This is a genomic window from Stenotrophomonas sp. SY1 (assembly GCF_021202945.1).
In the GTDB taxonomy this organism is placed as follows: domain Bacteria; phylum Pseudomonadota; class Gammaproteobacteria; order Xanthomonadales; family Xanthomonadaceae; genus Stenotrophomonas.
The window spans coordinates 1,022,873-1,045,466 of record NZ_JAJOYR010000001.1 but is presented as its reverse complement, the minus strand read 5'-3'; the positions used below and the strand labels follow the sequence as shown (position 1 = coordinate 1,045,466).

Below are 22,594 nucleotides of genomic sequence, written 5' to 3'. Positions count from 1 at the left end.
AATCCTTCTGGAGTGGTCACTCATTGCGTCGGTCAAGCCTGGCTCGGCAACTCATCGATCGCGCTGCCGCCCCCTGCGGAGCGGCAGCACGGACATCGATTACTTGAAATCCAACGTCTGCTCGAACGACTTGAGCTCGTGGCGTGCCAGCGCGAGGTTGGCGCGAGCACGGTCCAGCACCACGTACAGGAACAGATCCGGATTGCTTTCCAGCGGACGGATCAGGTGGTACTGGCGGGTCAGGGTGATCAGGATGTCTTCGATGCTGTCGGTCAGGCCCAGCGAAGCGGCAACACGACGCTTGGCGCGCACCACTTCGGTGTTGCCGGCTGCGGCCACTTCCAGATTGACCGGGCCACCACCCAGCATGCCCAGCGCCATGCCGCTGTCGCTGTCCACCAGCGCGGCGCCCACGAAACCTGCGATCTCGTTCAACTTCTCCAGCTTGACGTTTCCAGCCATGTTTTTCTCCATGTAACGGTTGTTGTCTTGTCAGGATGCGCAGGCTTGCCAGAGGCAGGGCCGGCCGTTCTGTTGCGTGCTCAAACCGGTCAACTCGACCCGGGCCGAGCCGGCCATCCGGCTCCCCCGGACAACCCGTAATGCAGGTGCTTTACAGCAGGTGGTTACAACAGAGATTTGATGCGTGCGGCCGCGTCACGAGCCGCATACAGCACGATTGCAAGCGAAGCATCGGAATGGCCCAGCGCCGCCAGCGTGTAGGGCCGGTCACCTGCCACGCGCACCAGCACCATGCTGCCTTGGGAAGTAGACATGGTCACGTAATCGGCGGTGCTCAGGCCCAGCTCACGCGAAAGCGTTTCGCCCAACGTGAGAAAGGAATTGCTCATTGCCGACAGGCGTCGGGGATCGAGCTTGCTCTGGGCACGGAAAGCGACGGCACGACCATCCCCGGTGGACACCAGCAGCATGGAAATTCCTACATTGACCCCAATCACCGCGTCCAGCTGCGCTTCCAGCGCCGGGTTGTCCGCAGCCAGCGAAGGCAGGCTGGCATCCCCAGCCTTGGCCCTCACTTTTTCCAGCGTTGCCGATTCCACCACTAACCCCCTGTTTGCTGCCGCGTGGCGCAATACAAACGCGCGTACTAAAACGCGACACAGATCACGGTTGGATCATAAATATGAATACGTGGATGAGGTGTGAACAGACCACCCCCACCCTGCCATGCGGAGCTTTCTTAATTGATTACCACTAATCGAAGTGGTTGAAGCCCAGCCGTGGCACTACAGACGCCCCCCCCTCCCCATCTACCAGCCGAACCTGGCTCCCGGCCCGAATATATCCAATCCGGGTAGCCGGAACTGCTACGCAGGCCATGCTTTCACTTACCTGCCCGCGCAGCGCGGCCGGCGCGGTGAAGCACAACTCGTAGTCATCACCGGTTGTAGCCCTGATGCGCCGGAACAATGCAGACTGATCCACTGCGGCGGCCTGCACCGATGCCGGCAGGGCAGATTCCAGTATTTCGGCCGCCACCTGGCTGCGCTGGCAGATATGCCCCAGGTCGGCCAGCAGGCCATCGGAAACATCAATGGCTGCACTGGCCAGGCCATGCAACGCCAACCCGGCAGCCGAACGTGGAGTGGGCCGCGCCAAACGCTGCCGCAGGTGCTCCAGCGCCTCTTCGTCTGTCGGCCGGCTCACATCCAGCAGCCCCTGCTGCCACAGCGCCAGGGCCACGCCGGCTTCGCCGGGAACACCGGTCACCCAGACGTCATCGCCCACCTGCGCGCCATCGCGGCGCAGCGCCTTGCCGGCCGGGACATGGCCCATTGCCGTGATGGAAATGGACAGCGGCCCACGCGTGGTGTCGCCACCGACCAGCGCAATGCCATGCAGGTCAGCCAGTTGGAAGAAACCTTCAGCAAAACCATCCACCCAGGCCGGCGATGCCTCGGGCAAGGACAGCGACAACGTGCACCACGCCGGCTGCGCGCCCATTGCAGCCAGGTCGGACAGATTCACCGCAAGCGCCTTCCAGCCAATGTCAGCCGGTGGCGTTTCCGCAGGAAAATGCACGCCTGCGTTGAGCGTATCGGCGGTGACCACCAACTGCTGGCCGGCCGGCATCTGCAGCAATGCCGCGTCATCACCAATGCCCAGCGCGACATCGCCCCGGACACCTGCGCGGCGGGCGATACGCTCGATCAGGCCAAACTCGTCAAGGCTCATGCTCCGCCCTCCTGAAACAACAACGCCGGAGCCGATGATGCCGGCTCCGGCGGAGTGAAGATGAATCCAGTTGGCGGCGACCCGCGCCGCCCACCGGGCTCAGTGACCCGATTCGGTCTTGCGCCATTCAACCGCAGCACGGTCCAGAACGCCATTGACGTAGGTATGGCCGTGCTCGGAACCAAAGCGCTTGGCGGTTTCGATGGCTTCGTTGATCACCACGCGGTACGGCACATCCTGGCGGTAGCGCAGTTCGTAGGCGGCCACGCGCAGCACTGCGCGCTCGATGGCATCCACTTCCTCCACGCCACGGTCCACGAACGGAGCCAGCGCCTCGTCCAGGTCACGGCGGTTGTCCAGCACGCCGCGCAGCAGACTTTCGAAGTACGCCAGATCAGCGATTTCATGCGCCTGCTCGTGGGCGAACTGGGCCAGCAGCGATTCGGCGTTGCCACCGGAAATCTGCCAGGCATAGATCGCCTGCAGGGCACGACGACGGGCGCGCGAACGCAACACCGGGTCAATGCCGTCGCGGCGGACGGGCTTTCCGGCAGGCTTGCCGTTGTTCTTGTTGTTCATGGCAACTGCTCCAGAAGATTGACCATTTCCAGGGCCGCAAGTGCGGCCTCCTCACCCTTGTTGCCGTGGCTGCCGCCTGCGCGGGCCTCGGCGTCTTCCACACGCTCCACCGCCAGCACGCCATTGAGCACCGGCACGCCGAAATCCAGCTGCGCACGCATCAGGCCTTCGGCGCAGCGGTCGGCCACGTGTTCGTAATGGCGGGTGTCACCACGGATCACGCAACCCAGGGTGAGGATCGCGGCATGCTGGCCAGCAGCAGCCAGGCGGGCGGCAACCAGCGGGATTTCCCAGGCACCGGGCACGCGCACCACGTCGATGGCGTCTTCGCCGATGCCATTGCTGGCCAGGCTCTGACGGGCACCGGTCACCAGCGCGTCGGTGATGCGGGCATTCCAGCGGCTGGCGATGATGGCAAAGCGGGCCGAACCGGCCGGGCGGAGGTCGCCTTCGTAGTGGCTCATGGGGTGTGGGAGATCCTGGGGGTGGGTAAGTTTAACGTGCGCGGGCGGTGCGGGGCGGGCTTGGCTGTGCCTGGGCTGCGGGAGAAGGCGCAGAGCACCCCTCCCCAGCCCTCCCCTACGCCTTCGGCGCAAGGGAGGGGGTAATTCATGCGGGTTGTCAGATTGCAGCAATGCCGGCTTCAGCCCCGTTTCTTGCGCGCAGCGCAGGGGGGCAGTTCACGAGGGCTGCCGGATCGCACCAATGCGGGGGCTTCGACCCCCTCCCTTTGGCGCAAGCCAAGGGGAGGGTTGGGGAGGGGTGCTCTGCGCCCTGAGCGGCCCCTCACCCGTTCCGGCTTCAAGCCTGAACGGTCTCGACGATCTCCAGCCCATAACCGGCCAAACCGATCTGCCGACGCGGGGTACCGAGCACGCGTAGCTTGCCCAGGCCCAGATCGGCCAGGATCTGCGCGCCTGCACCGTTGCGACGCCACTGGCCCACATCCTTGTCCTTGCCCGGCGTAACCGGTGCAGGTTGTTGCAGCAGGCGGGCCAGCAGCGCGTTGCTGTCACGCGGTGCCGACAGCACCACCATCACGCCGGCACCGGCCGCATCGATCGCGCGCAACGCATCGGTGTTGGCCACGCCGAAATCATCACGGCGCCAATGCAGCAGGTCGGCCAGCGGGTTCTCCACCTGCACGCGTACGAGCGTCGGCGTGTCCTTGTCCGGGGTGCCACGGACCAACGCGAAATGCAGGTCGTTGGCTATGCGGTCGCGGTAGGTGACGAGCTGGAACGGGCCGAACTCGGTGTCGATCTCGCGCTCATCCACGCGCTCGACGGTGTGCTCGGTGGCCAGGCGGTACGCGATCAGGTCGGCGATGGAGCCCATCTTCAGGCCGTGCTCGCGGGCGAACACCTCCAGCTCCGGGCGGCGCGCCATGCTGCCGTCAGGGTTCAGGATTTCCACCAGCACGCCGGCTGGTTCCAGCCCGGCCAGCATCGCCAGGTCCACGCCCGCCTCGGTATGACCAGCGCGGGTCAGCACGCCGCCCGGCTGGGCGATCAGCGGAAAGATGTGGCCCGGCTGGTGCAGGTCCGACGGCTTGGCGTTGGGCTTCACCGCGGTGCGGATGGTGTGTGCACGGTCGTGTGCGGAGATGCCGGTGGTGACGCCTTCGGCAGCCTCGATGCTGACCGTGAAGTTGGTCTGGAACTGCGCGGTATTGGCCTGCACCATCGGCGCCAGGCCAAGGTCGGCCGCACGCGTGCGGGTCAACGGCAGGCACACCAGGCCACGGCCGTGGGTGACCATGAAATTGATGTCCGACGGCTTGACCAGCTCGGCGGCCATGATCAGGTCACCTTCGTTCTCGCGGTCCTCGTCATCGACGATCACGACCATGCGGCCAGCGCGGATCTCTTCCAGCAGTTCGGGAACGGGGGCGAAATTCATGGCGTGGCTCCTTGGCCCAGCAGACGCTCGACATAGCGGGCGACCAGATCGATTTCCAGGTTCACCGCACTGCCCACGCCAGTGGCGGAGAACGCGGTGTTGGCGACGGTATGCGGAATCAGCGCCACCTCGAAGCCTTCGTCATCGGCCTCGTTGACGGTGAGGCTGACGCCATCCACGCAGATCGAGCCCTTCTTGGCGATGTACTTGAGCAGCGGCTTGGGCGCGGCAAAACGCCAGCGCAGCGCGCGCGCATCCTCATGGATGGACAGCACCTTGCCCAGGCCATCGACATGGCCGCTGACCAGATGGCCACCGAGGCGATCGGTCGGGCGCATGGCGCGTTCAAGATTGATCACCGCGCCTTCGGCCAGTTCGCCGAGCGTGGTCAGGGCCAGGGTTTCGGTCGATGCGTCCGCCTTGAAGGTGGTGGCGTCGAATGCAATGACGGTCAGGCAGACGCCGTTGATGGCGATGCTCTCGCCCATCTGCACCTGATCAAACGGCAGGTTGCCGACATTGAAGGTAAAGCGGACATCGCCGCCGATGGGTTCGCGTGCAGCCAGACGGCCGACGCCTTCGATGATTCCAGTAAACACTAACGTTCTCCGCGAAAAGTGAGCGAAAAACGCCGCAAGGCAAACAGGCGCACGGACCCCGCAAAGGGCCCGAAACACCGTCTTCTTTCATCCGGACTATGACCGTCGGCTCCGGCATCTGACCGGATCTGCTGACCCGTGGCTGGCTTGACCAACCACGGCGCTCGCGGGCTTGCCGGGCTTCCTCGGAAGAACCCTGCCTACCGCCGGTGGGGAGTTGCACCCCGCCCTGAAGACGTTTGTAAGTTGCCAGCGAACTGGCTTGCGAATTGTAGCAGCCCGGCTGCACGTAGCCGGCCCCTCGGCTGGACGGTCTGTTTCATCCACGTCGTTCAGGTTCAGCAAGGCCACAGAATGCCCTTCTGATTCCCCTGCGGCCCACATTTGCCCGGGCCAGACGTTCTGCCGAGTTCGGCTCGGCTCGGCTCGGCTCGGCTCGGCGCTACCGTGCCGCGGCCGGGTGCAGCAGCAACCTCAAATCCTTGCCCAGCATCCGCGCATCGACGACCTCCAGCGGCACGGCCTGCGCCATCGTGTCGATGCCCAGGCCCGCCAGCAGCGGCCTGGCAGCATCGCCCATCAGCAACGGCGCGACGTACAGCAGCAACTCATCGGCCAGCCCTGCCCTGAGCAAGGCACCGCACAGCGTGGGACCCGCCTCCACATGCACTTCATTGATGCCCCGCGCGGCCAGCAGCGCCATCACCGCATGCAGATCGAAACGACCATCGGCCTGCAACGAACAAGCTGCGAACTCCGCACCGCCCAGTGCCGGCGCCGGCACTGCGGGGTCGTGCAGATACAAGGTCGGCGCATCGCCTTCGCGGACGCGGGCTTGATCCAGGGTGCGCAGGCGCGCATCCAGCACCACCCGCAGCGGCGGCAGAAACTCGCCATCGCCGGGGCGCGCGGTCAGCAGCGGATCATCCGCCAGCACCGTCGCCGCGCCGGTCAGGATGGCACCGGCACGCGCACGCCACTGCTGCACGTCCGCACGTGCAGCCTCATCGGTGATCCACTTGGATTCGCCACCGGCCATCGCCGTGCGCCCGTCCAGGCTGGCGGCCAGCTTGACCCGCACGAACGGACGGCCACGTTCGATCCGCGAAAGAAAACCACGATTGAGTTCCCGCGCCTTGTCTGCCAGCAGGCCCACCGCCACCTCGATGCCGGCCTGACGCAGCAGCGCGAAGCCACCACCATCCACATCCGGAAACGGGTCACTCATCGCCGCCACGACCCGCGCGACGCCGGCTTCAATCAGCGCCAACGCACACGGCGGCGTGCGGCCGTAATGCGCGCACGGCTCCAGCGTGACGTAGGCGGTGGCACCGCGCGCGCGCGTACCGGCCTGACGCAGCGCGAACACTTCGGCATGCGGCCCACCGGCGCGCTGGTGCCAGCCTTCGCCTACCACTTCATCTCCCCGGGCGATAACGCAGCCGACCATTGGATTGGGCCGGGTGGTCCACGCCGCGCGCTCGGCCAGGCGCAGCGCGCGGGCCATCAGCAGATGGTCGGTGGCGGTGAATGAACTCATGAAACGGCTCCGGTACGACGACGAAATGTCGGCCGTCATCCCCGTGCAGGCGGCAGTGACGACCGGCAAGGAGTGTATGCGCTCGCCGCGCAACACTCATTCACTTCTGCCGCGTATCGATTTCCATCACGGTGATGGCCAGTGGCCCGAGCTGCATCTTCGTATGCTCACGCCAGCCGAGCGTGCAGTACCAAGCAACCATCGGTGCTTCGCAGTAAAGGTAAAGCTGCTCCACACCAAGCACCGCGGCCTGCGCGACGCAATGCCGGACCAGCGCCGCACCGGCGCCCTTCCCGCGTGCGCGCGGCTGCACGTACAGCGATGCCAGCCACGGCGACCAGCCACGGATCTGCTCGTGGTCGTCGTGCAGCAGGCTCACCGACCCCAACCAACCGTCCTCGTCCTCGACCAGCCAGGTGCAGGGAATCGCATCGCGATGTTGTGCGCGCAGCTCCTGCTCGGCCTGGGTCACGGTCCACTCCGGCAGCAACGTGCCAAAGGCCTGCACATGCGCGGCAGCCAGCTCCGGCAGTGCCTCGGGGCGATCAAACAGATTGACGATCAACATCGGGATTCATGACATCGCAGGTGGAAACGGGCGCGAATCTACCGCCTGCACGCCATGAAACGCGAGGCCACGTGATCTCCATGAAACGGCAGCGCCAGCACCGGGAGCCGGCATGCCGCTGGACATCACCCCACCCGCCCAACGCTACTGGCGCTCATAGCGCCCGCGCTCACGCTCGTCCCCCGGCCAGGTGGGCACCAGCGCCTCGTCGTCAATGCGCAGGAAGGTCGGCATCGGCGAGTCGCCAGCGGCGGACAGCGCTTCAACGTCCAGACGCATCAACAGCGGCCAGCGTGCATCGGCATCGACCTGCATCCAGGTCATCTGCATACCCGTCCGTGGCCAGCGTGCACCCACCTGCACCGGCATGCCGGGGCGTGGTTCAAACAGTGCCGCGCCGCCTTCGGCCACCACGGTCTGCTCCTGCCCATCAGCCCAGCGCAAGGCGACCTCCAGGCCGTCGGCACTCATGCCATGGCTCGCTTCAAAGGCGTAGACCAGCAGGCGATCACCCTGGCCAGGCATGGGGTACTTGTCCATGTCCGCATACGTGGCGCGCGTCTGTTCATCACCATCGCGACGCAGCAGCTGGAATGGCACCTGCGCGCCCTGCTCCCGCGCCAGCCCGATGCAGCCCGCATTGCGCCACCAGCGCCCTTCGGCGACGAAATCCATCGCGCCATAGGCAAACATCCACTGGAACCGGCCATCTGCCCTGAGCAACAGCTCCGAGCCGACTTCACGCACACCGGAAAGGTAATAGTGGCCTGCGACCTTGGCCGCATCAGGCGCCTGCGGGCGTTCCTCGCAGACAGCCCCAGGCGTCGCCTCCGATGCCAAGGTCCAGCTCGATGCGGCCAATCCCAACACCATGCCCAGGTGCCGCAACCTGCTCCGCCATGTGCGGACCACCGTCGTTGCCATCACTTCGTCTCCATGAAGCTACGCGCTGCGGCAAGCGCGGTGTTACCGCCTTGCCGGCTTTGCCACCTTGCCATCCGGTGCTTCAGCCGCATTCAATAGCGGCAACTGGCCGTCATCGGCCGACTGATCGCGCTCGAGCTTCTCGATCTCGTCGCGGAAATCGGCCACATCCTCGAAGCTGCGGTACACCGAGGCGAAACGCACATAACCAACGTGATCGAGCTTGCGCAGTTCGTCCATCACGAAGCCACCCACCTTGATCGATGGCACCTCGCGTTCACCGCACATGCGCAGCTGATGGACCACCGCGCGCACCGCCGCTTCAATACGCTCTTCCGACACCGGCCGCTTCTGCAACGCGCGGTCAAAGCCCACCCGCAGCTTGCGCGCGTCGAAGGCTTCGCGACCACCATCGCTCTTGATGATGACCGGCAGCTTCAGCTCGATGGTTTCCAGCGTGCTGAACCGCTCGCCACACGCTTCGCAACCGCGTCGGCGGCGGATGGTCGCGCCATCTTCGGAAACGCGCGAATCGATGACGCGGGTATCGGTGTGTTGGCAGAACGGGCAGTGCATCTATCTCGCCTTGAACATCGGGCGCCGACAACACGGCGCGGGAAATACTACAACGCAGATACAGCAAACCCCGGGATGGAGCAAGGCTGCCCGGCCCGGGGTTTGGCCACCATCACAGTGGCGATCACTTCAACGAACCGGTGCCTGCACATGGCCGGCACCGGTAAACCGTCAACCGTAAACCGGGTACTGACGGCACTGCAGGGTGACGTTTTCACGCACGCCGGCAATGACGTTCTCATCGCCCGGATTGTCCAGCACGTCGGCAATCCAGTTGGCCAGCGCCACGCAATCGGCTTCCTTGTAGCCGCGGGTGGTGATGGCCGGGGTGCCCAGGCGCAGGCCCGAGGTCACGAACGGCGAACGCGGGTCGTTCGGCACCGAGTTCTTGTTGACGGTGATGTGGGCCTTGCCCAGCGCGGCTTCCGCGTCCTTGCCGGACACGTCCTTGCCGATCATGTCCACCAGCATCAGATGGTTCTGGGTGCCGCCGGAGACGATCTTGTAGCCGCGCGCGATCAGCGTGGTGGCCATTGCCTGGGCGTTCTTGACCACCTGCTCCTGGTAAGCCTTGAATTCCGGCTCCAGTGCTTCCTTGAAGGCCACCGCCTTGGCCGCGATGACGTGCATCAGCGGACCGCCCTGGATGCCCGGGAACACGATCGACTGCAGCTTCTTCTCGATTTCCTCACCCGCGCCCTTGGCGATGATGATGCCGCCACGCGGACCGCGCAGGGTCTTGTGGGTGGTGGAGGTCACCACGTGGGCGTGTTCGATCGGGTTCGGGTAGACGCCGGCGGCGACCAGGCCGGCCACGTGCGCCATGTCCACGAACAGGTAGGCACCGACCTTGTCGGCTATGGCGCGGAAGCGCGCCCAGTCGACGATCTGCGAATAGGCCGAGAAACCAGCCACGACCATCTTCGGCTTGTGCTCCAGGGCCAGGCGCTCGACTTCGTCATAGTCGATCAGGCCCTGCTCGTTCACGCCGTACTGGACGGCATTGAAGATCTTGCCCGAGGCATTGACCTTGGCACCATGGGTCAGGTGGCCGCCGTGGGCCAGGCTCATGCCCAGGATGGTATCGCCCGGCTGCAGCAGCGCGAAATAGACGGCCTGGTTGGCCTGCGAGCCGCTGTGCGGCTGCACGTTGGCGTAATCGGCGCCGAACAGCTGCTTCAGGCGGTCGATGGCCAGCTTCTCGGCCACGTCCACGTACTCGCAACCGCCGTAATAGCGCTTGCCCGGGTAGCCTTCGGCGTACTTGTTGGTCAGCTGGCTGCCCTGCGCTTCCATCACCATCGGGCTGGCGTAGTTCTCGCTGGCAATCAGCTCGACATGGTCTTCCTGACGCTGGCTTTCATCGGCAATGGCCTTGGCCAACTCAGGGTCGTAGGACTCGATACGGGCATCACGCGGGAACATCACAGCTCCTGATACGGGGCGAGGGAGCTGCCGATTGTAGCCGGTCCCCCTGCCCCTTACCGCGCCGGAATTGTCGCTTCGGCAACCATCGGCCGGGCCCCGGAAGCAGCAAAGGCGCCTTTTCGGGCGCCTTTGCTGTCCTGGAACCTTGCAAACCGGCTTGCTTAATGGTGCAGCACGATGTCGGCGATGATGCCGGTGGCAATGGCCACCATCAGCATGTTGCCGCGATCGTCGCGGATCCAGCGGTGACCATGCGGCGGGCGGCGCACGTGGTAACGGTCATAGTCGTTGACCACGTAGACCGGGCCGCCGTAGTAGTTGCTGTAGCGGTGGCCGCGCTGGAAGCCGTACGGGCGGTACACCACGCGCGGCGGCGGGGCGTAGTAGCGGCGGTCCTGGTAGCGGGCATCGCGATAACCCTCGCGGTAGCCGGCGTTGTAGCGGCGGCGATCATCGCGCCATTCGCGGCGGTCATCGTGGTCGTGGCGGTCGTGACCACGGCCGTGGCCGTGCCCCCTGCCCCGGTCATCCCAGCCATGGCGGCCCCGATCGTCATCGTCGCGGTCACCTGCTGCAAAGGCCGGAGCCGCACCGAAGGCCAACAAGGCAGTCATCGCGGCGGCAATCAGGCGGTTGGTCTTCATTCGGTGGCCTCGCAGGTGAGTGGGTGGTTCGGCTTCCATCATGCTCACGCGATCTGAACGGATTCCGGCTGGAAACGATTACCAACCTTTCTGTTTCACAAATCAACGTTCTCATTCACAAATCAGCAAGCCGGCCCGGCAGGCCGGCCCCGCCGGGCTTGCGGCTATAATTGTCCATTCCCTTTTGCCTTGGGCCCTGTCCACCCCGGACCGGGCGCGGGCGTGCGCTACGGAGACTTCATGTCCTCGCAATACATCTACACCATGAACCGCGTCAGCAAGGTGGTCCCGCCCAAGCGGCAGATCATCAAGGACATCTCGCTGTCGTTCTTCCCGGGCGCCAAGATCGGCCTGTTGGGCCTGAATGGCGCCGGCAAGTCCACCGTCCTGAAGATCATGGCCGGCGTGGACACCGATTTCGAGGGCGAGGCCCGCCCGCAGGCCGGCATCAAGGTCGGCTACCTGGAGCAGGAACCGCGTCTGGACCCGGCCCAGACCGTGCGTGAAGCGGTCGAGGAAGGCGTGGGCGAAGTGCTCCAGGCCCAGGCCGCGCTGGACAAGATCTACGACGCCTATGCCGAGGAAGGCGCCGACTTCGATGCACTGGCAAAGGAACAGGAGCGGCTGGAAGCCATCCTGGCCGCCGGCGATGCCCACACCCTGGAGAACCAACTGGACGTGGCCGCCGACGCACTGCGCCTGCCGCCGTGGGACGCGGTGATCGGCAACCTGTCCGGTGGTGAGAAGCGCCGCGTGGCGCTGTGCCGCCTGCTGCTGCAGAAGCCGGACATGCTGCTGCTCGACGAACCGACCAACCATCTGGACGCCGAGTCTGTGGAATGGCTGGAGCAGTTCCTGGCGCGCTACACCGGCACCGTGGTGGCCGTCACCCATGATCGCTACTTCCTGGACAACGCCGCCGAATGGATCCTGGAACTGGACCGCGGTCGCGGCATTCCGTGGAAGGGCAACTACACCGAATGGTTGATGCAGAAGGACGAGCGCCTGAAGCAGGAAGACAACCAGGAAAAGGCCCGCCAGAAGGCGATCCAGAAGGAACTGGAGTGGTCGCGCCAGAACGCCAAGGGTGGCCGCACCAAGGGCAAGGCCCGTCTGGCCCGCCTGGAAGAACTGCAGAGCGTTGACTACCAGAAGCGCAACGAGACCAACGAAATCTTCATCCCGCCGGGCGAGCGCCTGGGCAACTCGGTGATGGAGTTCAAGAACGTCTCCAAGAAGTTCGGCGACCGCCTGTTGATCGACAACCTGTCGATGATCATTCCGCCGGGTGCCATCGTCGGCATCATCGGCCCGAACGGTGCCGGTAAGTCGACCCTGTTCAAGATGATCACCGGCCAGGAAAAGCCGGATTCGGGCGAGATCGTGGTCGGCCCGACCGTCAAGCTGTCGTACGTGGACCAGAGCCGCGACGCGCTGACTGGCAACCACAATGTGTTCCAGGAAATCGCTGGCGGCCTGGACATCCTCAACATCAACGGTGTGGAGATCCAGTCGCGCGCCTACATCGGCCGCTTCAACTTCAAGGGCCAGGACCAGCAGAAGCTGGTCGGCTCGCTGTCCGGTGGTGAGCGTGGCCGCCTGCACATGGCCAAGACCCTGCTGCAGGGTGGCAATGTGCTGCTGCTCGACGAACCGTCCAACGACCTGGACATCGAAACCCTGCGTGCGCTGGAAGACGCGCTGCTGGAGTTCCCGGGCAACACGTTCGTCATCTCGCATGACCGCTGGTTCCTGGACCGCATCGCCACGCACATCATCGCTTTCGAAGGCGACTCGCACGTGGAGTTCTTCCAGGGCAACTACCGCGAGTACGAAGAGGACAAAAAGCGTCGCCTGGGCGACGATGCCGGTCCGAAGCGCCTGCGGTTCAAGGCGTTGAAGTAATACCCGACAGACGGCCGCCCAGTGCGGCCGTCTGCTTTTGGCGGTGCCACCAGATTGCGTGGCCGCCGTTTGAGCCCCTCTCCCGTGTACGGGAGAGGGGTTGGGGTGAGGGCAAGCTCTGCGCGGAGAAACCAGCATCGCTTGCATCAGTCAAAAGGCTTGAAGAGCTGAGGATCGGGTGAAGCTCCCCCTCATCCGCCCCCTCGGGGCACCTTCTCCCGCGTGCGGGAGAAGGGACGGCCCGCATCTCCTGCACGTCGGAATTCCCCATGTCCCTGTTAGACCGCATCTTCAAACTCCAGCAACACGGCACCAGCGTTCGCACCGAAGTGCTGGCTGGGCTGACCACCTTCCTGACGATGTCCTACATCGTCTTCGTCAACCCGGAAATCCTCGGCACCACCGGCATGGACCCGGGAGCGGTGTTCGTGGCGACCTGCCTGGCCGCTGCGGTGGGCTCGGTGGTGATGGCGCTGGCCGCCAACTTCCCGGTCGGCATGGCGCCGGGCATGGGGCTGAACGCGTTCTTCGCCTTCACCGTGGTGGGCGCGGCCGGCCTGCCCTGGCAACAGGCGCTGGCAGCGGTGTTCATCTCCGGCATCCTGTTCTGGGTGCTTACCCTCACCGGCGTACGCGCATGGCTGGTGGCCGGCATTCCAGCGTCGCTGCGCTCGGCCATCGTGGCCGGCATCGGTCTGTTCCTGGCGATCATCGCGTTGCAGAAGTCCAACGTGATCGTCGCCAACAGCGACACCATGCTGACCCTCGGCCCGCTCAACACCGCACCGCCGTTGCTGGCGCTGGGCGGTTTCCTGCTGATCGCGGTGCTGGAAGCGCGCAAGGTCCGTGGCGCGATCCTGATCGGCATCCTCGCCGTCACTGGCGCGGCCTGGGCGATTGGCAACGTGCAATACCAGGGCATCGTGTCGTTGCCGCCGAGCCTGGCGCCGACCTTCCTGCAACTGGATATCCCCGGCCTGCTGCACCACGACGGCGGCGCACCGCTGGCAGTGCTGCTGCAGGTGGTGCTGGTGTTCGTGCTGGTTGAAGTGTTCGACGCCACCGGCACGTTGTACGGCGTGGTCGGCCGCGCCGGCCTGCTCAAGCTGGCCGATGGCAAGAAGCGCTTCGGTCGGGCGTTGCTGGCCGACAGCACCGCGATTGTCGCCGGCTCGCTGCTGGGCACCAGTTCCACTACCGCCTTCGCCGAAAGCGCTTCGGGCGTGCAGGTCGGCGGCCGCACCGGCTTGACCGCGCTGGTCGTCGCCGCGCTGTTCCTGGCCGCGCTGCTGTTCTCGCCGCTGGCGGCGATGGTGCCGTCCTACGCCACCGCGCCGGCGCTGTTGTTCGTGGCCGGACTGATGCTGCGTGAGCTGGTCGAGGTGAAGTGGGATGACCTCACTGAATCGGTGCCGGCCGCGTTGTGCGCGTTGGCCATGCCGTTCACCTACTCCATCGCCAATGGCCTGGCCTTTGGCTTCATTGCCTATGCCGCGTTGAAGGCCGGCACCGGCCGCTGGCGCGAAGTGCGCCCGGCAGTGTGGTTGGTGGCCGGGCTGTTCTTGCTGCGCTACGCGCTGGAATAGCCGCGCCCAACGCGGGTGGCTCACCCCACCCGCATCACCACCAGCGTTGCGACAAGTACCGCAACCATGCTGAACGCCGAAAAGATCAGAAACCCGATCACAGCCCGCCATATCGTCGACCAGGCAGAACAGTCCTGGAAGAACTGCACCAGCGAAGCGGCGCCGTAGATCATGCCCAGCACCCCGGCCAGCGCATGGGCCAGTGGAAGCCAGCGGTGCAGCAGCATCAGCACCAACCAGATCACGAAGGTCTGCACGGTCAACAGAGTGATGATCACCAACCACTCCGGGTAGTTCAGCCTGCTGTAGCGGTGGAACACGCCCCAGAACACCAGCGCTTCGATCGGCAGCAGCATCAACGTGAACGCGGCAAAGTGGGCGTCCACCCAGGCACTCACCGCGTGATAGGCCGCCATCAACGGCACCAGATCGGCAGGCAACGCCTGCCCCCCCAGCATTACGTCCGAGGCCCCGGCATCGATCATTCCGCCACCGGTGACGAGCCGGTTCAGCAGCAGCACCGCGGCCGCCATCATGGTGATCAGCAGCAACGGCTTGACCTGGTTGCCACGGCGTCCTTCGATGTAGTCGCGCAGCAACGTGCCCGGCCGCAACATCAGCTGCTTGAGTGAGTACAGGATGCCCCGGTCCATGTGCAGCACGCTGTGCTCCAGCTCATGGCCGAGGAAATGCCAATCGATGCGATGCACCGGCGTGGGCTGGCCGCAGTTCGGGCAGAACTTCTGCTCGGGACCGCCAACGGCGCGATCACAATTGATACAACGATCGTTGACATGCATCCCCATGCACTACGCCCCTTGCTGACAAGGCCGCATTCTAGAACGATGCAAAGCAGGGCCGCCATCACAGTCAGGACGGCCGGGTACGGTTGCGTCCGGCACGGTCCCAGGTGGCCGACCCGCCCTGCTTCAGTTGTACGTAATCGTGAAGGTAGCCGTTCCGTTCGCCGTACCGGCCCCCACGGGACCAGCCTGGGTCTGGATGTAACGTGCGCGCAGTGGCAAGGCCAATGTGTTGTTGCCTGCGGTTGGCCGGCCCAGGGCAATGGTGTTTCCGAAGGTCACTGTTCCTTCGGCGGTACCCTCGCGTCGAACCAGTTCGATACCGATGCCGGTTGCACTGCCGGCACCTTGGGAAAGGGCCAGTACCCCTGCGCGATTGGAAGGATCCTGCGCGGCATCCAATCGAATTCCAATACTGCTCTGGAAGCTGCCGTTCGCCACTCCCTGACAGGCCAGCTCGACATTGAAGTCACGATTCACGCTGCGTGTTCCAACCCCGGAAAATGAAGACTTTTTCACCGAGCCAAGGTCAACGGCGATGGAGCGACTATTGCTGTGTACCGAGCAAGTCGTACTTCCCACGACGATGCCACTTCCGTCGAACTGTCCAATCGTAAACGCGCCACTCGAACCATTCCCATCGAAGTACACATGGAAAAACGCACCGCTAAGTGCAATCTTCCCGCTACCAGTAGTCTCGGCGGTCTTTACGAGCTCAAGCGAGATGGTTCTGCCAGTAACAACGAGCGTTTCAAATGCTCGCAGTGTATGTGTCAGCGGAAGATTTCCAGATACCCGTGTCCCATCGATGGAGAGACGAACACCAACACCTTGTACCGCTGTGGGAAAGACATTGGCAAAGCCTGCGACCGGCACCTGTTGCAGCGCGCTGCTGTACCGGGCAGCCAGGTAGCCCCCGCCGCTATCGCAACTCGATGAAACCGGATTAAGCAACCACCGGAAGTCGTAGCGCCTGATCACATCCCCCACGCGCATGGCGGACGTCACTATCGCGTGGTCGGCATGATCCAAAGGTTCGAATCTCGGCATCAGGCCCGTGGGTCTGACGCACCGGGCCATCGCAGCTTCGCTCCAAACACCGAGCATTCCCAACAGGAACAGCAGCAGAAGCTTTCTATTCTGGAATGACGCAATCATCGACATGCTGCCTCCACAAGAACCATGCCCGTCTGCCCTTCGGCCGCACCCGTCGGCACCTGATAATCCACGCCGCAGCGCTGGTCCGCGCCAGTACCCCATTCAACCTGCAGGTGGCCGATATCGTGCGCGGTGCGCACATACAGACGCCCGCCCTGGCCAACCATGCCGACCGACTGCCCTGCTGCGTCGCGCACCTGGGCACCGAACGGCAACGTCTCACCGTTGCCGCTACGCACCTGGATCAGCAGCGCACGGCCCTTGCGCGTATCAAAGCGCAGGTAACTGATGGCGCCGGCATACGGCGCTATGGACTGGCTGCTGCTCTCCAGCTCCACGTCATGTGACATGCCCTCCGGGTCCAGCGTCACGGTGTTGAGCCGGTACGGCGATACATAAGGAACCACGGCATAACCATCACCATCGATGCGCAACCCGGAGGCATTGGACACGCGCGCATCACGCGCGCCGGGTGCTTCGACCAGCACCATCGTCTCGCCGCGCTCCGGGGTAAGCGTCATGCCGCCCGGGTGCACCACCACGCTGCCAATTGCACCCACCGATGCCTGACGGAAGTCGCTGGAGTGGCTGTAGGAACCATTGAGTGCGGCATGGCGACTGCGATACTCGGCGTTACCGACCACGGTGCCGCCACCGTCACGCGAGTCCGACAGGGTCATGCCGTAACTGAAATTGTTGTCCTTGCCTGCCGAACCGGTGACACCAATACGGCTGTTGTCGTAACCGCCCCTATCCCGCGCACCCACGTCGAAGCTGAAGGCCAACGGGCTCGTGCCGCGCCCCAGCGGGATGCTCATCGACAGCAGGTACTCGGTGTCCGGGCGGCCCAGCGCGCCGTCTTCACTGCGGATCGCCGAGAAGCCGTAGTTGAGCGAACGCCAGGCGTTGTTGTAACCAATCTGGTACTGCTTGCTGGTCCCGTCCAGGTCGTAGAAGTCGCGTACCGACCCGGTGACATACAACGACCCCCAGCGCAGCCCGAGCGGCTGGTTGACGGTCAACTGGAACTGGCTGCGCTGGCGACCGATGTCCGCATCGGTGCCGCGCGCCAATGCATCGCGTGCGTACAACGCATCCTGCAGGCTGTAAAAGCCACTGGTCGAATAGCGATACGCCGCCACCGTCAGGTTGGTACCGGTTTCCCCGATGAGATGGCTGTAACTCAAGCGCACGCTGGCACCCTGGCGGCTGCCCAGGCTGGGCAATTCAGTACGTGCATGGGTGACGTCGGCAGCAAAGGCACCCCACGACGTTGCCAGGCCAGCGCCATACAGCAATGCGGCATAGCCATCACTGGCCACGCCGCCGCCGTACAGGGTGAGTTGATTGCCGATGCCGCGCTGATACGTGGCTTGCAGCAGCCACGGGTTGTCATCGAACTGATCGCTACGCACCTGGCCGGCAGTGATGGCATAACGCGACACGCCCGCACGCAGCATCTGCGCGACCGAGCCGAACGGCACCTCGAATGCGCGACGACGACCATCGGCCTCGATCACGGTAACGTCCAGGTCGCCGCCATAACCGGTGGGATACAGGTCATCAATGACGAAGCTGCCCGGTGATACGGTGCCCGAGTAGATCAGCTGCTGGTTCTGGCGGATCTCCACCTTGGCGTTGGTTTCGGCAATGCCGCGCACCACCGGCGCATAGCCGCGCTGGGAGTCGGGCCGCATGCGCTCATCCGTGGCCAGACTCACACCGCGATAGCCGATCGAATCGAACAGCTCGCCGTTGGTATAGGCCTCACCCAGGGTCAACATGCCCTGCACGGAAGCAATCCCACGTTGCGCATAGGTGGCAATGCCCTGCCAATGCCGCCCATCACCGTCGTTCCAGGTGACATTGGAGTCGTGACGAAACTGCCAACCCCCCAGGTTCAGACCGGCATTCAATCCGAGATAGGCGTTGCGATTGCGCGCACCGGCAGGCAGGCGGTTGTCACTGTCCACCGCGTTGAAGCTGTAGCTGACAAAGCCTGCATTGATGCCACGGTCCCACAGCGTCGGATTGACATAACCACGCGCCTGGCGCCGCATGAATGCCTGCGGGATGCTCAGGTCGTAGCGCAGGTTGCCGCTCTCGTACATGCCAAAGGCGTGCGCCACCCGCCGCTGCACCGAAATGCAGGCATCAATGCCCAATGCGGTTACCTCTGCAGCTTGCTGGGCCAGGACCAGATTGCTGTCCACGCCGAGCTCCTCCAACAACGCCAGGCTCATGCACGCGTCGATGCGGCCCAGCGCATCGGCCCTGAATTCCAGGTCGCGACGGCCCTGCCAGGCGCCGTTGACATAGACGTCCACACGATAGCTGCCGGCGACCATCGGGTTGCCGTCGCGGAATGCCGAAAGATCCACCTTGCGCGCCTGGCCGGACAGGAAGCCAGGATTGAAATCGGCCAGCTCCGGTGGCGCCGGGTGCTGCGCCTCGTCCTTGGCCAGCAATGCCTGCTCGCCAAGATTGGATACCGGCTCGGCGCGGGCACGATCCGCACACGCCATGCCAACGATCAGTGCATATGCCACCGGCGCAACCACTGCCGGGGCACGTGCGAGCTGCCCGAGTGCATGGTGAGGCGCCAAGATCAATCTGCATCCACTCACACCGACTTTCCTTTGAAATGCGTGGCTGGCCGGTACTGCGTCTTCAGCCCTGCCATTGCTGGGCTGGCATGCTCAGCCGCCGCCCTCCACGTCGACGGTGTGCTCGACACGGCCGCCATAGTCATTGATGGTCACGAAGCGAACCTGCGCGGCATCACCGGGCGCGTCGAACTCCATGCCCTGCTTCGGCGCAACCATTGCTCCCTTCACCTCGACAGCCCGTTCCTCACTCCCGGCAAGCGCACGCACTTCAAGCAGCGTCACGTGGTAAGCGGTCGGGTTGTCCACCCGCAGGCGGCTGCCACTGCGTCTCCAGCGCAAGCTTCCGGGCGCTTCGTTGGCCAGTCCCGGCATGCCCTTTGGCCGATAGAACAACTTGATGCGCGAACGGAACGCGACCTGCAGAAAATTCTGCTCCCCGCCTTCACTGGCATCCGGCGTGGGTGGTACATCGAGCACGTTGAGCCAGAACACCGACTCACGATCAACCGGGAGCGCAGCACCTGAGAAAATCAACCGCAATGCCTGGCTGCGACCCGGTTCGACGCGGCTGATCGGCGGTGTCAACAGGAACGGCGCATCGCTGTTGTCCGGCGTCTGCCCGGCGTCACCGGTATCGATCCACGCCTGCACCAGCGCCGGCGTCTTGCCCACGTTGTCCACCTGCACGGTGACCTCGCGCGACTGCGCCGGGTAGATCACCCGCGTGCCATTGATCACCACACTCGCCACAGCCGGGCGGAAACACAGCAACATCGACGCCGCCAGCAGCAGCGCCCCTGAAGTATTGGCTTTCATTGCGATGCGGCAGCCCTTGTCTGATACGGCAAGCGACGGCCAGCGCACACGGCGCTGGGCGTCGGCCATGTCCGCTGCGATCAGTTGTAGATGATCGTGTAGTTGACCTGGGTGCTGACGTCACCGGCCGTAGCCGCACCGGTGGCGTAGTACTCGGCCGAATAATTCAGATTGGCACTGCCGTCGGCAGCCACGGAAACCCACTGCGAATTGCCCTGCGCCACGCCAGTACCGGCTGCCAGCACCGGCAGGAACTGGTTGTTGTCGCCCAGTAGCTGGATCTGCACGTTGCCGGCGCCGCTGGCAGCCTGGTTGTTCAACCGGCCACTGCTCAGGTCCACCGATGCGCCCGGCTCGAAATAGGTGGCCACGTTGCCGGCGCTGCACTGACTGAGGTTGATCGCGAACGGCGTCTGCCCGGCCGTGGCGCCGGCAGCAGCCAGGCTGGTCCTGGACACGGTGGGCAGGTTGACGGTGAAGGTCGCATTGCCACCAGACGAACTGACCGTGCAGGTCTGGTCGGTGACATTGCCGGTGAAAGTGATGGTGCCATCGGCGGCATGGGCGGCCAGCGGAGCCACCGTCGCCATCAGGACGGCGAGGAGAGTTACGTTGCGCATTGACTTGTACCTGACCTACTGGATGAAGGAAGTAGAGGAGGAAGCAAGGAACAACGCCGGGTTTCAGACCCGTCCATGCATCACACCCTTGTTGCCGGAATCACGGAGATCGCCAATCCGGTGACAAAAGCGTAGGTAGAAATGTGATCGGCTTCAAAAATGACTTTCAGCGCTACGCATTTGACAGTAGCCGCACGATGCAATAACCGCGCCTGAAACAGGCAACTGTTCCCTTGTTTCCGCACGATCGGCCATGTACGCGCAGGGCCAGGACGAAAACCGCGCACAAGCATGACGCGTATCACTCTTGGCGGGTGATGGTTCCCAGCAGAACCGTAGATTCGCAGTTCCGGGCTTCGCACTTCGGCGCCTACTGGAATCCCCGAGGCGGAGGAACGTGCGATGAGAATCCAACTTTTCCTGTGCGTAGCGCTGCTTTCCACCAGCCCACTGGCGCAGGCCAGCGCTGGCACCGTGCATTTCAGCGGACGCATCGTCGATCCCGCATGCACACCGCGCATGTCCCTCACCCAGGGACTGCAACTTGAGCATTGTCCGGCCTCGGCCAAGGGAGCCACCGTGGCGATGGTCTCGACGTCGGACGCGGGTACAGTCGCCCTCTACAACGGCAAGTTCCGCGCCAACAAGCACACACTGTCCGCGCGCGATTCCGGTACAGAAAGCCTCGGCTTCTCCGAGGATTTCCGCCCGGGAAGCCCGCTCAAAGGTGGCTACATCGTGGTGGTGGATTACCCGTGATGGACATGACACCAAGCGGGGGCAAAGCAGCTATCGGCCGACAAGCATCACCGGGGCCTGGGCACGGGCGGCATTCATCCAAGCCCAGCCGGCCCCGCATCGGCCTATTGTTCGTCCGCAGTTGCCGGGACCTCGAATACCTGCCGCAGATAGGACAGGTAGCCCGGGTCATCGCACATGCTCTTGCCCGGTGAGTCACTGAGCTTGGCCACCGGCTGGCCGTTGCAGCGGACCATCTTGATGACGATGTTCAACGGCGTCGGCCCCACATCGTTGGTCAGGTGCGTGCCGACCCCGAACGCCACCTGGCAGCGGCCACGGAAGTAGTCGTACAGCTGCATGACCTTCTGGATGTTCAGGCCATCGCTGAACACCAGGATCTTGCTGGCCGGGTCGGCGCGGTTGTTCTTGAAGTGCGCCAGCATGCGGTCGCCCCAGCTGAAGGGGTCGCCCGAGTCGTGACGCACGCCGTCGAACAGCTTGCAGAAGTACATGTCGAAATCGCGCAGGAACGCATCCAGCCCGACCACGTCGGACAACGCAATGCCCAGGTCGCCGCGATACTCGCGCGCCCACGACTCCAGTGCCGCCACCTGCGAATCACGCAGGCGCGGGCCCAGCGCCTGGAAGGCCTGCAGGTATTCATGGGCCATCGTGCCGTGCGGGGTCATGCCGTACATGCGGGCGAAGTGCACGTTGCTGGTGCCCACGAACTGCGGCCCCAGTGCATCGCGCAACATCGGCAGCATGGTGCCGTGCCATTGCCGCGAATAGCGGCGGCGCGTGCCGTAATCGGCAATGCGGCAGTTCTCGAAACCGGGAGTGTCACGCAGCAGCGCGGTCTTGGCCTGCAGGCGACGCTCGCCTTCGCTGAAGTCGGTGGTACCGGTATTGCGGAACCACACTTCATTGATGATGGCCAGCAGCGGCACCTCGAACATGATCGTGTGCAGCCACGGCCCGGTGATGTCCAGTTCGATCTCGCCCGGCACCGTGGACGAAGCACGCAGCTCGATGTATTTTCGGTCCAGGTGGAACAGGCCGAGGAAATCGACGAAATCCTGTTTCACGAAGCGCAGCCGGCGCACGTACTCCAGCTCATCTGCGGTGAAGCGCAGGCTGCACAGGTGGTCGATCTCGTCGTTGATCTGATCGATGTGCCGCGCAAGGTCGATGCCGGGAGTACGGCATTTGAACCGGTACTGGACCAGCGCTCCGGGGTGCTGATGCAGCACCGCCTGCATCATCGTGAACTTGTAGAGGTCGGTATCTAGCAGGGACTGGATGATCATGGCCGCATTATGCGCTGCCATCGGTCATGGCGGCGCAAAGGCCGGGGGAAACAGGGGCTGTTGAGCAGGCCTGGCCACGAAGCTGGGCAT

At 64.2% G+C, this 22,594-nt stretch carries 22 protein-coding genes and 1 riboswitch; of the genes, 3 read left to right on the top strand and 19 right to left on the bottom strand.

All coding sequences use genetic code 11. The features are described from left to right. Window positions 1–99: 99 nt before the first annotated feature. From LR961_RS04140 to LR961_RS04080, 13 genes are all read right to left on the bottom strand, one after another. On the bottom strand, window positions 100–462 hold the full coding sequence (locus LR961_RS04140; RefSeq protein WP_232147181.1) for a roadblock/LC7 domain-containing protein: 363 nt from the start codon (window positions 460–462) through the stop codon (window positions 100–102). A gap of 164 nt (window positions 463–626) precedes the next feature. Continuing rightward, window positions 627–1,064: a roadblock/LC7 domain-containing protein gene (locus LR961_RS04135; protein WP_232147180.1), complete on the bottom strand. Its 438-nt coding sequence runs from the start codon at window positions 1,062–1,064 to the stop codon at window positions 627–629. A 151-nt stretch (window positions 1,065–1,215) separates the two neighbouring features. Continuing rightward, window positions 1,216–2,196 carry a thiamine-phosphate kinase gene (gene thiL / locus LR961_RS04130; protein WP_332311014.1) on the bottom strand — a complete coding sequence of 327 codons (981 nt, stop codon included), beginning with the start codon at window positions 2,194–2,196 and terminating at the stop codon, window positions 1,216–1,218. Window positions 2,197–2,295: 99 nt separating this feature from the next. Next, complete coding sequence (nusB, locus tag LR961_RS04125) at window positions 2,296–2,775, bottom strand: transcription antitermination factor NusB (protein WP_232147179.1); 480 nt, start codon at window positions 2,773–2,775, stop codon at window positions 2,296–2,298. Then, on the bottom strand, window positions 2,772–3,239 hold the full coding sequence (gene ribH, locus LR961_RS04120; RefSeq protein ID WP_232147178.1) for a 6,7-dimethyl-8-ribityllumazine synthase: 468 nt from the start codon (window positions 3,237–3,239) through the stop codon (window positions 2,772–2,774). Before ribH ends, nusB begins: the two co-directional genes overlap by 4 nt. A gap of 337 nt (window positions 3,240–3,576) precedes the next feature. Beyond that, complete coding sequence (ribB, locus tag LR961_RS04115) at window positions 3,577–4,677, bottom strand: 3,4-dihydroxy-2-butanone-4-phosphate synthase (protein ID WP_232147177.1); 1,101 nt, start codon at window positions 4,675–4,677, stop codon at window positions 3,577–3,579. After that, a complete protein-coding gene (locus LR961_RS04110) occupies window positions 4,674–5,276 on the bottom strand; it encodes a riboflavin synthase (protein ID WP_232147176.1) in 603 nt (200 codons plus the stop codon). Before LR961_RS04110 ends, ribB begins: the two co-directional genes overlap by 4 nt. A 75-nt stretch (window positions 5,277–5,351) precedes the next feature. Beyond that, window positions 5,352–5,517: riboswitch (FMN riboswitch) on the bottom strand. Between the two features lie 201 nt (window positions 5,518–5,718). After that, on the bottom strand, window positions 5,719–6,816 hold the full coding sequence (gene ribD, locus LR961_RS04105) for a bifunctional diaminohydroxyphosphoribosylaminopyrimidine deaminase/5-amino-6-(5-phosphoribosylamino)uracil reductase RibD (RefSeq protein WP_232147175.1): 1,098 nt from the start codon (window positions 6,814–6,816) through the stop codon (window positions 5,719–5,721). 100 nt (window positions 6,817–6,916) lie between these two features. Next, window positions 6,917–7,384 (bottom strand): GNAT family N-acetyltransferase, encoded by a 468-nt coding sequence (locus tag LR961_RS04100; RefSeq protein ID WP_232147174.1) that lies wholly within the window; start codon window positions 7,382–7,384, stop codon window positions 6,917–6,919. A gap of 144 nt (window positions 7,385–7,528) precedes the next feature. Next, a complete protein-coding gene (locus tag LR961_RS04095) occupies window positions 7,529–8,257 on the bottom strand; it encodes a hypothetical protein (protein WP_232147173.1) in 729 nt (242 codons plus the stop codon). Window positions 8,258–8,350: 93 nt separating this feature from the next. Then, on the bottom strand, window positions 8,351–8,884 hold the full coding sequence (gene nrdR, locus LR961_RS04090) for a transcriptional regulator NrdR (protein ID WP_332311013.1): 534 nt from the start codon (window positions 8,882–8,884) through the stop codon (window positions 8,351–8,353). A gap of 171 nt (window positions 8,885–9,055) precedes the next feature. After that, a complete protein-coding gene (glyA, locus tag LR961_RS04085; RefSeq protein WP_232147172.1) occupies window positions 9,056–10,309 on the bottom strand; it encodes a serine hydroxymethyltransferase in 1,254 nt (417 codons plus the stop codon). 164 nt (window positions 10,310–10,473) lie between these two features. Continuing rightward, complete coding sequence (locus LR961_RS04080) at window positions 10,474–10,956, bottom strand: RcnB family protein (protein WP_232147171.1); 483 nt, start codon at window positions 10,954–10,956, stop codon at window positions 10,474–10,476. 240 nt (window positions 10,957–11,196) lie between these two features. Here LR961_RS04080 and ettA point away from each other — a divergent pair, with 240 nt between their 5' ends. Together ettA and LR961_RS04070 are read left to right on the top strand one after the other, a co-directional pair. Next, window positions 11,197–12,861 (top strand): energy-dependent translational throttle protein EttA, encoded by a 1,665-nt coding sequence (gene ettA, locus LR961_RS04075; RefSeq protein ID WP_232147170.1) that lies wholly within the window; start codon window positions 11,197–11,199, stop codon window positions 12,859–12,861. A gap of 269 nt (window positions 12,862–13,130) precedes the next feature. Beyond that, the gene (locus tag LR961_RS04070) at window positions 13,131–14,447 is read left to right on the top strand and encodes an NCS2 family permease (RefSeq protein ID WP_232147169.1); all 1,317 of its coding nucleotides are present in this window, start codon (window positions 13,131–13,133) and stop codon (window positions 14,445–14,447) included. Window positions 14,448–14,467: 20 nt separating this feature from the next. On the opposite strand, the gene LR961_RS04065 is transcribed toward LR961_RS04070, so the two are convergent. The 5 genes from LR961_RS04065 to LR961_RS04045 form a co-directional block, all read right to left on the bottom strand. Further along, window positions 14,468–15,253 carry a DUF3667 domain-containing protein gene (locus tag LR961_RS04065; RefSeq protein ID WP_232147168.1) on the bottom strand — a complete coding sequence of 262 codons (786 nt, stop codon included), beginning with the start codon at window positions 15,251–15,253 and terminating at the stop codon, window positions 14,468–14,470. A 123-nt stretch (window positions 15,254–15,376) separates the two neighbouring features. After that, the gene (locus LR961_RS04060; RefSeq protein ID WP_232147167.1) at window positions 15,377–16,414 is read right to left on the bottom strand and encodes a fimbrial protein; all 1,038 of its coding nucleotides are present in this window, start codon (window positions 16,412–16,414) and stop codon (window positions 15,377–15,379) included. Then, a complete protein-coding gene (locus tag LR961_RS04055; protein ID WP_332311012.1) occupies window positions 16,405–19,035 on the bottom strand; it encodes a fimbria/pilus outer membrane usher protein in 2,631 nt (876 codons plus the stop codon). The genes LR961_RS04060 and LR961_RS04055 overlap by 10 nt, the downstream gene beginning before the upstream one ends. Window positions 19,036–19,107: 72 nt before the next feature. Next, a complete protein-coding gene (locus LR961_RS04050; protein WP_332311029.1) occupies window positions 19,108–19,833 on the bottom strand; it encodes a fimbria/pilus periplasmic chaperone in 726 nt (241 codons plus the stop codon). 80 nt (window positions 19,834–19,913) lie between these two features. Next, entirely contained in the window at window positions 19,914–20,453 is a 540-nt protein-coding gene (locus LR961_RS04045; RefSeq protein ID WP_232147164.1) for a fimbrial protein, read from the bottom strand. A gap of 402 nt (window positions 20,454–20,855) precedes the next feature. Here LR961_RS04045 and LR961_RS04040 point away from each other — a divergent pair, with 402 nt between their 5' ends. Beyond that, window positions 20,856–21,212, top strand: coding sequence for a hypothetical protein (locus LR961_RS04040; RefSeq protein ID WP_232147163.1), 357 nt, complete (start codon window positions 20,856–20,858; stop codon window positions 21,210–21,212). Between the two features lie 104 nt (window positions 21,213–21,316). Here the strand turns inward: LR961_RS04040 and pncB are convergent, their stop codons facing one another. Continuing rightward, window positions 21,317–22,504, bottom strand: a complete 1,188-nt coding sequence (gene pncB, locus LR961_RS04035; protein ID WP_232147162.1) for a nicotinate phosphoribosyltransferase — start codon at window positions 22,502–22,504, stop codon at window positions 21,317–21,319. Window positions 22,505–22,594: the final 90 nt, after the last annotated feature.

What these genes read in the sequence shown, in the direction of transcription:
- LR961_RS04140 (WP_232147181.1), bottom strand. Translation starts at nt 462, where the DNA reads ATGGCTGGAAACGTCAAGCTGGAGAAGTTGAACGAGATCGCAGGTTTC.
- thiL (WP_332311014.1), bottom strand. Translation starts at nt 2,196, where the DNA reads ATGAGCCTTGACGAGTTTGGCCTGATCGAGCGTATCGCCCGCCGCGCA.
- nusB (WP_232147179.1), bottom strand. Translation starts at nt 2,775, where the DNA reads ATGAACAACAAGAACAACGGCAAGCCTGCCGGAAAGCCCGTCCGCCGC.
- ribH (WP_232147178.1), bottom strand. Translation starts at nt 3,239, where the DNA reads ATGAGCCACTACGAAGGCGACCTCCGCCCGGCCGGTTCGGCCCGCTTT.
- ribB (WP_232147177.1), bottom strand. Translation starts at nt 4,677, where the DNA reads ATGAATTTCGCCCCCGTTCCCGAACTGCTGGAAGAGATCCGCGCTGGC.
- ribD (WP_232147175.1), bottom strand. Translation starts at nt 6,816, where the DNA reads ATGAGTTCATTCACCGCCACCGACCATCTGCTGATGGCCCGCGCGCTG.
- LR961_RS04100 (WP_232147174.1), bottom strand. Translation starts at nt 7,384, where the DNA reads ATGTTGATCGTCAATCTGTTTGATCGCCCCGAGGCACTGCCGGAGCTG.
- LR961_RS04095 (WP_232147173.1), bottom strand. Translation starts at nt 8,257, where the DNA reads ATGGTGTTGGGATTGGCCGCATCGAGCTGGACCTTGGCATCGGAGGCG.
- nrdR (WP_332311013.1), bottom strand. Translation starts at nt 8,884, where the DNA reads ATGCACTGCCCGTTCTGCCAACACACCGATACCCGCGTCATCGATTCG.
- glyA (WP_232147172.1), bottom strand. Translation starts at nt 10,309, where the DNA reads ATGTTCCCGCGTGATGCCCGTATCGAGTCCTACGACCCTGAGTTGGCC.
- LR961_RS04080 (WP_232147171.1), bottom strand. Translation starts at nt 10,956, where the DNA reads ATGAAGACCAACCGCCTGATTGCCGCCGCGATGACTGCCTTGTTGGCC.
- ettA (WP_232147170.1), top strand. Translation starts at nt 11,197, where the DNA reads ATGTCCTCGCAATACATCTACACCATGAACCGCGTCAGCAAGGTGGTC.
- LR961_RS04070 (WP_232147169.1), top strand. Translation starts at nt 13,131, where the DNA reads ATGTCCCTGTTAGACCGCATCTTCAAACTCCAGCAACACGGCACCAGC.
- LR961_RS04065 (WP_232147168.1), bottom strand. Translation starts at nt 15,253, where the DNA reads ATGGGGATGCATGTCAACGATCGTTGTATCAATTGTGATCGCGCCGTT.
- LR961_RS04060 (WP_232147167.1), bottom strand. Translation starts at nt 16,414, where the DNA reads ATGTCGATGATTGCGTCATTCCAGAATAGAAAGCTTCTGCTGCTGTTC.
- LR961_RS04050 (WP_332311029.1), bottom strand. Translation starts at nt 19,833, where the DNA reads ATGAAAGCCAATACTTCAGGGGCGCTGCTGCTGGCGGCGTCGATGTTG.
- LR961_RS04045 (WP_232147164.1), bottom strand. Translation starts at nt 20,453, where the DNA reads ATGCGCAACGTAACTCTCCTCGCCGTCCTGATGGCGACGGTGGCTCCG.
- LR961_RS04040 (WP_232147163.1), top strand. Translation starts at nt 20,856, where the DNA reads ATGAGAATCCAACTTTTCCTGTGCGTAGCGCTGCTTTCCACCAGCCCA.
- pncB (WP_232147162.1), bottom strand. Translation starts at nt 22,504, where the DNA reads ATGATCATCCAGTCCCTGCTAGATACCGACCTCTACAAGTTCACGATG.